The following is an 11,793-nucleotide window of genomic DNA, read 5'->3' as shown; positions in this document are numbered from 1 at the left end:
TCTGAAGAACTACCTCGTCACCATCCCCGCCTCCATCGAGGAGGCCGCCGCCCTCGACGGAGCCTCCCGGCTCCAGACCCTGCGCAAGGTGATCCTGCCGCTCGCCCTGCCGTCCCTGATGGCGACCGGCCTGTACGTCTTCATGATCGCGTGGAACGAGTTCCTCTTCGCGCTGCTGTTCCTCGCCGCCGATCCGGACAAGTGGACGGTCTCCCTCGGCCTCGCCCAGCTCTCCAACGGCATCGAGGTGCCCAAGACCGTTCTCATGGCGGGCTCCGTCGTGCTGACGATCCCCGTGGTACTTCTGTTCTTCGCCGCCGAACGCCTCCTCACCGAGGGCCTGACCAGCGGCGCCGACAAGAGCTGAGCCGTGAGGAAAAGCCGATGACATCGAATCAGGTCAGCGCGGGCGAGCTGCTCCAGCTCATCCGCAGCGGCCGCGCGAACACCCGCGCCGACCTCCAGCGTGCCACCGGACTCTCCCGTTCCACCGTCGGGCAACGCCTCGACCTGCTCAACCGGGCGGGCTGGCTGCGGCACACCTCCGGCATCTCCACCGGCGGCCGGCCCAGCGACCGGATCGAGTTCGACCCGGCCCACGCCTGCGTCGTCGCGGTGGACCTGGAGACCCGGCACGCCCGCGCCGCGATACTGGACCTCGCCGGCACCGTCCTGGCCGAGCACACCGGGGACCTGGACATCGCCCAGGGACCCGACCAGGTCCTCGACCAGGTGGCCGCCCGGGTGCCCGGCCTGATCGAGGCGGCCGGCACCACTCCGGCCGCCGTCTGCGGCATCGGCCTGTCCGTGCCCGGCCCGGTCGACTGGGAGGTGGGCCGCGTCGTCCAACCGCCGATCATGCCCGGGTGGGACCAGTACCCCATCCGTGAACGCCTCCAGGAGGCCTACGCGAAGCACGTGGGCGACAGCGGAGAGGGCGGGCCCGTACCGGTCTTCGTCGACAACGACGCCAACCTCATGGCGCTGGCCGAGCACCAGGCCCACTACCGCGACTGCGCCTCCTTCGTGCTCGTCAAGGTGTCCACCGGCATCGGCGCGGGCGTGGTGATCGGCGACGACGTCTACCGGGGCATCGACGGAGGCGCCGGCGACATCGGGCACGTCCGCCTGCACGATCATCCCGAGGCCCTGTGCATGTGCGGCTCGTACGGCTGCCTGGCCGCCGTGGCCAGCGGCGGCGCGTTGGCACGGGCGCTGTCCGAACAGGGTCTTCCGACGGCCTCCGGATCCGACGTGCGGCGCCTGCTCGCCGAGGGCAACGCCGAGGCGATCCGGCTCGCCCAGCAGGCCGGACACCTGGTCGGTGCCGTCCTGGCGACCGTCGTCACCCTCCTCAACCCGGGCGTCCTCATGATCGCCGGGGACCTCGCCGGCGTCCCGTTCACGACCGGCGTGCGTGAACTCCTGTACCAGCGGGCCATGCCGCGCACCACCGCCAACCTGAACATCGTCTCCTCGCGGCTCGGCGACCGCGCGGGACTCATGGGCGCCGCCGCCATGGTCGTCAGGCTGCTCTACTCCGCCGGGCACGCCGACGACCGCCTGAGCCGGCTGGCCCCGTGACGCCACCGAGAGAAGGAAAGAAGCACTCGTGACAACCGCTCTTCCGCCCTGGCCGCACCGACCCGTCGAGGTCGGGCTCGTGGGCGCCGGTCCATGGGCGCGCGCCATGCACGCCCGCGTCCTCGCCGCAGGCCCCGAGACGCGGCTGGCCGCCGTCTGGGCCCGCCGTGCCGACGCGGCACGGCAGACCGCGGCGCCCTACGCGGCGCACGTCGCGGCCGGCTTCGACGAGCTGCTGGACCGCTGCGAGGCCGTGGCCTTCGCGGTGCCGCCCGCCGTCCAGGCCGAGTTGGCGCCCTTGGCGGCGAAGGCGGGCAAGGCGGTGCTCCTGGAGAAGCCGCTCGGCCCCGACCTGGAGGCGGCCCGGCGCGTGGCGGACGCCGTCGCCGAGGCGGGCGTGGTGTCCCAGTTCGTGCTCACCAAGCGATACCACCCCGCCACCCGGGCCTTCCTCGACGCCGCGCGCACTCTCGACGTCTCCGGGGCCCGCTCCTGCTACCTCCACGGAGCCTTCCTCGGCGGCGAGATGGCCACCGGCTGGCGTCTCGAGCACGGCGCCCTGCTCGACCTCGGGCCGCATCTGATCGACCTCCTCGACGCGGCGGTCGGCCCCGTCACCGGCATCCGGGCCACCGGTGACCCGCGCCGGTGGATCGAGCTCACCTGCGAACACGCGGGCGGCGCCGTGAGCCAGGCGTCGCTGTCCGGGTCCGTCAACGTGCCACGGGCCATGACGCGCGTCGAACTGTTCGGCCCTGCGGAGCCGTTGGTGTACGACACGGCCGGGATCGACCACGAGGAGTGCTGGCCCGTCCTGCGTCGCGAGTTCGCGACCGCCGTCCGCACCGGGACCCCGGCGGAGCTCGACGCCCGGCACGGACTGCGCCTTCAGGAACTCCTGGCCGGCATCCGCTTCGACGACGCCAGCACGGCGACGAGCGCGAGGGGAGCCGCCGTCTGGTAGGCGACCCACACCTCGCCCCCGGCGCTGCCACCTCGCCATGCCAGGAGCAGGCCGGCGAGCGTGGCGAGCAGCCAGCCGCTGTCGTAGGCGATCATCAGCCGCAGGTAGGTGCCCAGCGTGCGGCGCCGGACGTATCCGATCTCGGCCCAGCCGCCGGCCAGCAGGGCCGCACCGGAGACGAGCATCAGCCAGACGGGCACACCGAGCAGGTGACCGACCTTGCCCGCGCCGGCGAGGAACACCGCACCGAGCAGCACCTTGAAGGCCCCGTCGCCGATGACGCCCATGCGGTACGCCCCTGTCGGTGTCGTGCTCTGACCCTGCGACACAAGACGTCCCTTCCCTGGCGGACTCGCTCTCGTAATCAAGTTACTGCAATAATCTCATTATGAGAATGACGAGAGCGGAGACCAAGGAACGCAACCGCCGCGCCCTGCTGGACGCCGCGTTCCAGGTCGTCTCCCGGGACGGACACCGGGCCAGGCTCGAAGAGATCGCCGAGAGGGCCGGACTGACCACCGGCGCCGTCTACTCGCTGTTCGGCAGCAAGAACAACCTGGTGGTCGCCATGGTCACCGACCACCAGGTGCCGCACTACGAGGAGATCGAGCAGGCGGTGCCCGCGGGAGCGGACCTGCTGGAGGCGGTGGACGGCTTCGCCCGGTACTACCGGCGCAGTTGTGACACTCCGGATGCGGTGTCCACCCTGTCGCTCCAGATCACCTTGATGGACATGGCCCTGCACGACGCCGGGCTGAGGGCTCAGCTCGCCGCGTCGGTCCAGGCGCAGGAGCGCCATCTGACCGCGCTGTTCACCGGGAGACCGCACAGTGCCGGCGTCGTGACGCCTGATCAGGCACGACGCCTGGTCACCGCGCTCAGGGCGCTGTTCGTCGGCCTCGGCCAGGGCGTCGTCCTCGGGCTCGCCGAGGGGGCCGACGAGCAGTTCTTCGCCGATGCCGCCCGCGCCCTGGTCTCCGACATGACCGTCGTCGCCCACGGCACGGGCGGCTCGGAGCATCGCGGCCGGGGATGACCGCGGCGCCCGTCACCGTCAGAACTCGTCCTCCGGGAAGTCCGCGCCGCCGAGGCCGTCCTCGGGGAACTCCTCCTCGCCCAGCGACGGGGCGGCGAAGAAGCCCTCCATCAGTTCCGGCAGGTTCAGCTCGGCGGCGCCGGCCGGGGCCTCGGGCGTGGTGCCGTCGCTCATCCGCAGCGTCAGGCCCAGCTTCTTCACCTTGCTGTTCTCGGCCAGCGCGGCGAGGTCCAGGTCCACCTCGGTCAGCTCGCCGTTCTTCAGCGTGAAGTCCGCCGTCACATCGGTGTCGGGGGCGTCCTTCAGGTCCTTGTCCGTCGGCAGCTCCATGCCCGGCGGCAGGTCCTTCGCCAGCGGGCGGATCTCCCCGAGCAGCTCGGTGAGCAGGGTGCGGAAGGGCGCCGTGGCGGTGACGTGCTCGGTGCCGTCGTCACCGTCGGCCGTCTTGAACTCCACCTCGCGGGCGACGACCTCGCGCAGGGCCTGCACGAGCTTCTGCTGCGTCTTGGCGTCCAGGGTCGGGTCGGGCGCGGGCGCGCCCTGCTCGTCCTCACCCTCGGCGGCGACGTCCTCCAGGTCCTTCGTGCTGAACACGACCCACTTGCCCGCGAGGACGTCTCCCATGGCCCCGGCCTCCGGGGGCAGGTCCCCGGCGGCCGGTACGGGGCTGCCCGTCAGCTCGCCGATGGCGCCGACGTCGGCACGGACGTAGGTCCGGTCGCCGATCACCCGGTACTCGGCGAGGTCGCCGTCGGGGTGGCTGATCTTCATGGCCATGCCGATGACGTCCTTCTCACCGGACTCGGCGAGCGGCTTCTTCGACGCCACCGTGACCGTGATCTTCGCGTCGCTGATCAGCTCCACGGCCTCGGCCGGGATCTCCTCGCCGGGCGCGGGCTCGGAGGCGGCGTCCAGCGCCTTCAGCGACGCGGCGTCGGTGTCCAGGTCGAGCTCGAAGGAGAGCGTCTTCTTCTTGCCGAGCTCCTCGAACGCCTGGTCGAGCTTCTTTCCGGCGGAGAGCTGCTCCACCGTGCCGCAGGCGGCGGAGCCCGCGAGGACGGCACCGACGACGGCGGTGGCGGTCAGGGTCTTGCGTATGGCGCTGATGATGGTCTCCTCGTGGGTCCGATCACGGTGTGATCGCTCAGAAGACTCACAACCCCCTCACAAGGTTGTCCCCGATCACCTGACATCTTCCGCACACGTACGGAGCAGCGTGCGTGAACCTTTGTCCGCCCGCCCGGCCGGCGGTGTCCCGCCCCGAAGAGCGGCGCCGCGGGGCGGAGTTCGCGGCCCGCGGCCCGGTCCGGCGGCGCCGCGCCTGACATGCGCCCGTCCCCGACCGGTCCTAGCGTGGCAGACGTCGCTCGGGGGATCGACGGCCGGTCCAGCCGGCGGAAGGCGAGCTGTCATGGCTGAACGGACCAAACGGTCACCACTGATCGGTGAACTGTCGGCGGAATTCGCCGGCACGATGATCCTCATCCTCTTCGGCTGCGGTGTGGTGGCACAAGTCGCCGCGGGCGGTGCCCTCACGGATCCCCAGGGCGGTCTCGGCGACCACGACAGCATCTCCTGGGCGTGGGGGCTCGGTGTCACCCTGGGCGTCTACGTGGCGGCGCGGCTGAGCGGCGCCCATCTCAACCCCGCGGTGACCCTGGCCCTCGCCACCTTCAAGGGCTTCCCCTGGCGCAAGGTGGCCCCCTACGCCCTGGCCCAGACGGCCGGCGCGTTCGTGGCCGCGCTCCTGGTGCGCTGGAACTACACCGAGGCGCTGGCGAAAGCCGACCCGGGCCACACCATCAAGACGCAGACCGTGTTCTCCACGCTCCCCGCGAACGGGAACACCGCGCTGCCGGTCCACGAGTGGGGCGCCTTCCGCGACCAGGTCATCGGCACCGCCATCCTGCTGCTGCTGATCCTGGCCGTCACGGACCTGCTCAACACGGCCCCGGGCGCGAACCTGGGCCCCTTCGTCACCGGCCTGATCGTGGTGGCGATCGGCATGGCCTTCGGCACCAACGCGGGCTACGCCATCAACCCGGCCCGTGACTTCGGCCCCCGGCTGGCCAGCTTCCTGACCGGATACGGCGGGGCCTGGCGGGACCAGTACGGAAACCTGTACTTCTGGGTGCCGATCCTCGGTCCGCTGATCGGCGGTGTGCTCGGCGCGGGGCTGTACAAGGTGTTCGTCAGCCGGTTCCTGCCGACCGCGCAGCCCGAGCCTCCGGGGCGCGCCCCGGCATCGAACAACTGACACCGGCCGGAGAGGCGGCATCATCATGGCGGACTTCATCGGCGCGGTGGACCAGGGCACCACCAGCACCCGATTCATGATCTTCGACCACGGCGGCAACGAGGTGGCGAAGCACCAGCTGGAGCACGAGCAGATCCTCCCGCGGTCCGGCTGGGTGGAGCACGACCCGGTGGAGATCTGGGAGCGCACCAACTCGGTGATGCAGAACGCCCTCCGCTACGGCGGTCTGACGGCGACCGACCTCCAGGCGATCGGCATCACCAACCAGCGCGAGACCACGGTGGTCTGGGACCCCCGCAACGGCCGTCCCTACTACAACGCCATCGTGTGGCAGGACACGCGCACCGACACGATCGCGGCCAACCTGGAGCGCTCGGGCCAGGGCGACGTCATCCGGCGCAAGGCCGGACTGCCGCCAGCTACGTACTTCTCCGCCGGCAAGATCCAGTGGATCCTGGAGAACGTCGACGGCGTGCGCGAAGCCGCGGAAGCGGGCCACGCCCTGTTCGGCAACACCGACGCGTGGGTCCTGTGGAACCTGACGGGCGGTCCCGACGGCGGCATCCACGCCACCGACGTGACCAACGCCAGCCGCACCATGCTGATGAACCTGGAGACGCTCGACTGGGACGACGAACTGCTGGGCTTCTTCGGCATCCCCCGGTCGATGCTGCCGTCCATCAACCCCTCCTCGCACCCCGAGGCGTACGGGGTGACCCGGACTACCCGGCCGCTGCGCGCCCCCATCCCGATCGGCGGAGTCCTCGGCGACCAGCAGGCTGCCACGGTCGGTCAGGTGTGCTTCCGCCCCGGCGAGGCCAAGAACACCTACGGCACGGGCAACTTCCTGGTGCTCAACACCGGTACGGAACTGGTCCGTTCCCAGCACGGCCTGCTCACCACGGTGGCCTACCAGTTCGGCGACGACCCCGTCGTGTACGCGCTCGAAGGCTCCATCGCGGTGACCGGCTCCGCCGTGCAGTGGCTGCGCGACCAGATGAAGATCATCAAGTCCGCGGCGGAGAGCGAGGACCTCGCCCGCACCGTCGACGACAACGGCGGCATGTACTTCGTCCCCGCCTTCTCCGGCCTGTTCGCGCCGTACTGGCGCTCCGACGCCCGCGGGGCGATCGTCGGGCTCGCCCGGTACAACGACAACGCGCACCTGGCCCGGGCCACTCTGGAGGCCATCTGCTACCAGAGCCGTGACGTGGTGGAGGCGATGGAGCAGGACTCCGGGGTCCACCTCGACGTGCTCAAGGTCGACGGCGGGGTCACCGCCAACGACCTCTGCATGCAGATCCAGTCCGACGTCCTCGGCGTGCCGGTCAGCCGCCCGGTCGTCGCCGAGACCACCGCGCTGGGCGCGGCCTACGCGGCGGGACTGGCCACCGGGTTCTGGCGGGACACCGACGAACTGCGCACGCACTGGCACGAGTCGAAGCGCTGGGAGCCCCGGTGGACCGACGAGCAGCGCGCGGAGGGCTACGCCGGCTGGAAGCAGGCGGTGGAACGCACCCTCAACTGGGTGAAGATCCCCTGAGAGCCGGTGTTCAGCGCCGGGCGAAGGACAGTACGGCGAGGAGCGTGGTCGGCTGTCGGGTGGAGAGGTACACGTAGGGGGCCGGGGAGTCCGGGTCGTCGAGCTCGATGCGCAGGGCCGTCGGGATGTGGCTGCGCAGCAGCATCTTGGCGCGAACGTCGGCCCGCCGGGTGCGCCACAGGAACGCCTCTTCGGCGTCGAGGATCTCGGCCAGTCCGAGGGCGGTGAGCGGGAACCGTAGCTGTCCGGCGGTCAGGTGCCGGTCCGTCACCACGATGGCGGCGGCGCCGTAGGCGTGCAGCCCCAGCGCGGCGAGGGCCGCCACGAGCAGCAGCCCGGCGAGCGCGGGGAGGGGACCGAAGGGCAGCAGGACGACGGCGGCCATCACGCTCAGCAGGGCGGCGACCCAGAAGGCGGCTCTCGGGACGCCGAGTCGTTCTTCGTACAGACGCATGCGCTCACCCTCTCAGGTCCGCCCGGGCGGTGCGCGGGGCGTGCCCTCCCTGGCATGTCACAGGTTCACGCCGGCCCGCCCGGGGCCTTCACTGGACGCAACGTTCGGAGAAACGAAAGGGCATGACATGAAGGCTCTCTGGAAGCGCGCACTCGTCACCGGTTCGGCCGCGATCGCCCTGGCGGGCGGAGTCGGTCTCGTGACCGCCTCGCCCGCGGCCGCCGAGGGCAATGTGCTCCAGTGCCACACCTGGATCGCCGGCGACTGGGGCCACGGCGAGTGCTACAACCCCGGAACGCAGACGCACGCGTTCTCGGTGCGCGCGATCTGCGGCTGGTCCGCCGACAGCTACTCGAACTGGATGTACGTGACGCCCGGCGGGACCAGCTCGACCGCCGCCAAGTGCGACGGCCCGCTCACGACCGGCGTCGGCGGGGTGGCGATCGAGTACGGCGGCTGAGGGCGGGCGCCGGCCGCGGGGTTCGCCCCCGGCCGGCCCGTCCCGCCCGCCGCCGGGCCTACAGGGTGCGCTCCAGGCGGTCCGCCACCAGCTTGACGAACCGTGCCGGCTCCTGCGGCCGGCCGCCCTCGGCGAGCACCGCGAGGGCGTGCAGGAGTTCCGCGGTCTCGGTGACCTCGGTGCGGTCCTCGCGCTCGGTCCACGCCCGGTTCAGGGCCTTCACCAGCTGGTGTTCCGGGTTGAGTTCGAGGATGCGCTTGGCCCGCGGCACCTCCTGGCCCATCGCGCGGTACATGTTCTCCAGCGCGGGCGTGAGGTCGTCGGCGTCGGAGACGACACAGGCCGGGGAGACCGTGAGGCGGGAGGAGAGGCGGACCTCCTTGACGTCCTCGCCCAGGTGCTCCGTCATCCAGCCGAGCAGCCCGGCGTACTCCTCGCCGCGCCGGTCCTTCCCGGCGTCGTCCTTCTCGTCCTGGTCGCCGTCGAGGTCGATCTCGCCCTTGGTCACCGACCGCAGCCGCTTGCCCTCGTACTCCCCCACCGCGTCGGTCCACACCTCGTCGACCGGGTCGGTGAGCAGCAGGACCTCGACGCCCTTGGCCCGGAAGGCCTCCATGTGCGGGGACGCCTCCATGGCCTGCCGGGACTCGCCCGTCATGAACCAGACGGTGTCCTGTCCGTCCGGCATCCGCTCCACGTACTGCTTCAGCGTGGCCGGCGCCTCGGCGTCGTGCGTGCTCGCGAACGAGGCGACGGCGAGGATCGCGTCGCGGTTATCGGAGTCGGTGATCAGGCCTTCCTTGAGGACGGCGCCGAACTCCCGCCACAGCGTGGCGTAGCGGTCCGGCGCGGACGCCATCATGTCCTTGACCGTCGCCAGGACCTTCTTGGTCAGGCGGCGCTGGATCATGCGGATGTGACGGTCCTGCTGGAGGATCTCGCGGGAGACGTTGAGCGAGAGGTCCGCCGCGTCGACGACGCCCTTGACGAAGCGCAGATAGGGCGGGAGCAGTTCCTCGCAGTCGTCCATGATGAAGACGCGCTTCACATAGAGCTGCACGCCGCGCCGCTGTCCCTGGGTGAACAGGTCGTGCGGGGCGTGGGAGGGGACGAAGAGCAGGGCCTGGTACTCGAAGGTGCCCTCGGCCTGGAAGCGGATCGTCTCCAGCGGCTCGCGCCAGTCGTGGCTGAGGTGCTTGTACAGCTCCTGGTACTCGTCCTCGGAGACCTCGTCGCGCGGGCGCGCCCACAGGGCCTTCATCGAGTTGAGGGTCTCGGCCTCGCCGGGCTCGTCGTCGTCGCCGGCCTTCCCGACGAGGCGAATGGGCCAGGTGATGAAGTCCGAGTACCGCTTGACGATCTCCTTCACCTTCCAGGCGGAGGTGTAGTCGTGCAGCTGGTTCTCGGTGTCCGCGGGCTTGAGGTGGAGGGTGACGGCGGTCCCCTGCGGCGCCTCGTCGACCGTCTCCAGGGTGTACGTGCCCTCGCCGCGCGAGGACCAGCGCGTGCCCTGGGTCTCGCCGGCCCGCCGGGTGACCAGGGTGACCTCGTCGGCCACCATGAAGCCGGAGTAGAAGCCGACGCCGAACTGCCCGATGAGCCCGTCGGTGCCGTCGCCGTCCTGGGCCTCGCGCAGCTCCTTGAGGAACGCGGCCGTGCCCGAGTTGGCGATGGTGCCGATGAGCCGGGTGACCTCGTCGTACGACATGCCGATGCCGTTGTCCCGCACGGTGAGGGTGCGGGCGTCGCTGTCGATGTCGAGTTCGATGTGCAGGTCGGTCACGTCGGCGTCGAGCGTGTCGTCCCGCAGGGCGGCCAGGCGCAGCTTGTCCAGCGCGTCGGAGGCGTTGGACACGAGCTCGCGCAGGAAGACGTCCTTGTTCGAGTAGACCGAGTGGATCATCAGCTGCAAGAGCTGACGCGCCTCTACCTGGAACTCAAACGTTTCGGTCGGCATGGTTGCTTGCTACCTCACTGATCCGCAGTCGTCCGCACTGGTGGGAGCCACTGTAGAACAGCCCGTCCGGGGCGGGGCCGACTCCGCCCCGGACGGCACCGGATCACCCCTTGCAAGAAGTTCAGTCAACAACATTGACGGGGTGACGAGACCGCGGGCACATTACTTGACGGTAGAACCGATGGGTAACTCGCACCGCCACCCCGTTCCCTCGCTCGAGCCGCCTCCCGAGAAGAGAGAGCACATGCCGAAGCATGCCGTGCACCGTGTCATGTCCGCGTCCATAGCCGCGCTGGGTGCGCTGACCCTCAGCGTCACCGCGGCCGCCGCCGACACCACCGCGTCCCTCGACTACGTCGCCCTCGGCGACAGTTACAGCGCCGGCTCCGGCGTCCTGCCCGTGGACCCGACGAACCTGCTCTGTCTGCGCTCGACCGCGAACTACCCGCACGTCATCGCCTCCCGGACCGGCGCCCGCCTCGACGACGTCACCTGCGGCGCCGCCGAGACGAAGCACTTCACGCAGGCCCAGTACCCGGGAGTCGCCCCCCAGGTGAACGCGCTCCGCGCGGACACGGACCTGGTGACGCTGACCATCGGCGGCAACGACAACAGCACGTTCATCGGCGCGGTGACGGCCTGCGGCACCGCCGGTCTGCTCAGCGGCGGCAAGGGCAGCCCCTGCAAGGACAAGCACGGCACGTCCTTCGACGACCAGATCGAGGCGAACACGTATCCCGCACTCAAGGAGGCGCTGCGCACCGTCCGCGCGAAGGCGCCCAACGCCCGCGTGATGGCCCTGGGTTACCCGTGGATCGTGCCGGCCACCGCCGATCCGTCCTGCTTCCTGAAGCTGCCGATCGCCTCGGGTGACGTGCCCTATCTGCGGGGCATCCAGGCGCACCTCAACGCGGTCGTGGCGCGCGCCGCCGAGGAGACCGGTGTCACCTACGTGGACTTCGCCGGGGTCTCCGACGGACACGACGCCTGCAAGGCCGCCGGCACCCGGTGGGTCGAACCGCTCCTGTTCGGCTCGACCCTGGCCCCGGTCCACCCCAACGCCCTGGGCGAGCGCCGCATGGCCGAGCACACCATGGACGTCCTCGGCCTGGACTGACCCGGCGGCCGGTCCGGTCCCGTCCCGTCCCGTCCCGGGGGTCAGCCGGCCTTCCGGAACAGCTCCGACATCCGGTCGCCCGTGGCGGCGGTCAGGGGCTCGGCCGACTCGTGGGCCACCAGGCCGACGCGGGCGGCCAGTTCCCTGCCGTGGACGTCGACGGCGGCCTCGACCAGTTCCGCCAGCGCCTCCAGCGCCGCGCGGGCCCGGGCCCGGGAGACGGCGGCGCAGGCGGCGGCGGGCAGCGCGGCCGGCCACCACCAGCAGGCGACCAGGGCGTAGCCCACCGCCCAGGCGGCGAGCCGTCCCGCGGCGCCGAAGGAGTCGCGGGACGACTGGATCTGCCGTACGGCGGGCTCGGGGAGGATCAGCCACAGCCGGGGCCACAGCGCCGCGAGGTCGGCGCCGTAGGCGTCCTCGA

12 protein-coding genes and 1 pseudogene are annotated in these 11,793 nt (G+C 71.0%); 8 read left to right on the top strand and 5 right to left on the bottom strand.

What is annotated here, in order from left to right:
- The 3 genes from GTW67_RS00915 to GTW67_RS00905 form a co-directional block, all read left to right on the top strand.
- Positions 1–367: carbohydrate ABC transporter permease (locus GTW67_RS00915; protein ID WP_161162866.1), on the top strand; the 367-nt coding region annotated here is incomplete at its 5' end.
- 17 nt (positions 368–384) lie between these two features.
- Positions 385–1,584, top strand: a complete 1,200-nt coding sequence (locus GTW67_RS00910) for an ROK family transcriptional regulator (RefSeq protein ID WP_161162865.1) — start codon at positions 385–387, stop codon at positions 1,582–1,584.
- Positions 1,585–1,690: 106 nt separating this feature from the next.
- Positions 1,691–2,548, top strand: coding sequence for a Gfo/Idh/MocA family oxidoreductase (locus tag GTW67_RS00905; RefSeq protein WP_202436644.1), 858 nt, complete (start codon positions 1,691–1,693; stop codon positions 2,546–2,548).
- Here the strand turns inward: GTW67_RS00905 and GTW67_RS00900 are convergent.
- Entirely contained in the window at positions 2,473–2,835 is a 363-nt protein-coding gene (locus GTW67_RS00900; RefSeq protein WP_161162863.1) for a hypothetical protein, read from the bottom strand. The two genes, GTW67_RS00905 and GTW67_RS00900, sit on opposite strands and share 76 nt — an antisense overlap.
- A 107-nt stretch (positions 2,836–2,942) precedes the next feature.
- Between GTW67_RS00900 and GTW67_RS00895 the strand changes: the two genes are divergently transcribed.
- On the top strand, positions 2,943–3,584 hold the full coding sequence (locus GTW67_RS00895; protein ID WP_161162867.1) for a TetR/AcrR family transcriptional regulator: 642 nt from the start codon (positions 2,943–2,945) through the stop codon (positions 3,582–3,584).
- Positions 3,585–3,602: 18 nt separating this feature from the next.
- On the opposite strand, the gene GTW67_RS00890 is transcribed toward GTW67_RS00895, so the two are convergent.
- The gene (locus tag GTW67_RS00890) at positions 3,603–4,613 is read right to left on the bottom strand and encodes a hypothetical protein (RefSeq protein WP_161162862.1); all 1,011 of its coding nucleotides are present in this window, start codon (positions 4,611–4,613) and stop codon (positions 3,603–3,605) included.
- A 382-nt stretch (positions 4,614–4,995) separates the two neighbouring features.
- Between GTW67_RS00890 and GTW67_RS00885 the strand changes: the two genes are divergently transcribed.
- Both GTW67_RS00885 and glpK read left to right on the top strand, forming a co-directional pair.
- A complete protein-coding gene (locus GTW67_RS00885; protein ID WP_161162861.1) occupies positions 4,996–5,841 on the top strand; it encodes an MIP/aquaporin family protein in 846 nt (281 codons plus the stop codon).
- A gap of 25 nt (positions 5,842–5,866) precedes the next feature.
- On the top strand, positions 5,867–7,384 hold the full coding sequence (glpK, locus tag GTW67_RS00880) for a glycerol kinase GlpK (RefSeq protein WP_161162860.1): 1,518 nt from the start codon (positions 5,867–5,869) through the stop codon (positions 7,382–7,384).
- Positions 7,385–7,394: 10 nt separating this feature from the next.
- Here glpK and GTW67_RS00875 read toward each other — a convergent pair whose 3' ends face one another.
- Complete coding sequence (locus GTW67_RS00875) at positions 7,395–7,838, bottom strand: DUF3093 domain-containing protein (RefSeq protein ID WP_161162859.1); 444 nt, start codon at positions 7,836–7,838, stop codon at positions 7,395–7,397.
- Between the two features lie 127 nt (positions 7,839–7,965).
- On the opposite strand from GTW67_RS00875, the gene GTW67_RS00870 reads away from it, so the two are divergent.
- Positions 7,966–8,298: a hypothetical protein gene (locus GTW67_RS00870; protein ID WP_161162858.1), complete on the top strand. Its 333-nt coding sequence runs from the start codon at positions 7,966–7,968 to the stop codon at positions 8,296–8,298.
- Between the two features lie 58 nt (positions 8,299–8,356).
- On the opposite strand, the gene htpG is transcribed toward GTW67_RS00870, so the two are convergent.
- Positions 8,357–10,255, bottom strand: coding sequence for a molecular chaperone HtpG (gene htpG, locus GTW67_RS00865; protein WP_161162857.1), 1,899 nt, complete (start codon positions 10,253–10,255; stop codon positions 8,357–8,359).
- 244 nt (positions 10,256–10,499) lie between these two features.
- Between htpG and GTW67_RS00860 the strand changes: the two genes are divergently transcribed.
- Positions 10,500–11,372 (top strand): SGNH/GDSL hydrolase family protein, encoded by an 873-nt coding sequence (locus tag GTW67_RS00860; RefSeq protein WP_161162856.1) that lies wholly within the window; start codon positions 10,500–10,502, stop codon positions 11,370–11,372.
- A gap of 41 nt (positions 11,373–11,413) precedes the next feature.
- Here the strand turns inward: GTW67_RS00860 and GTW67_RS00855 are convergent.
- Positions 11,414–11,793 (bottom strand): annotated as a pseudogene (locus GTW67_RS00855) (hypothetical protein); the annotation flags it as partial.

The sequence above is a fragment of the Streptomyces sp. SID5910 genome (assembly GCF_009862125.1).
Taxonomy (GTDB): Bacteria; Actinomycetota; Actinomycetes; order Streptomycetales; family Streptomycetaceae; genus Streptomyces.
The sequence above is the reverse complement of the archived record's forward strand: the minus strand, read 5'-3'. Positions and strand labels throughout refer to the sequence as shown.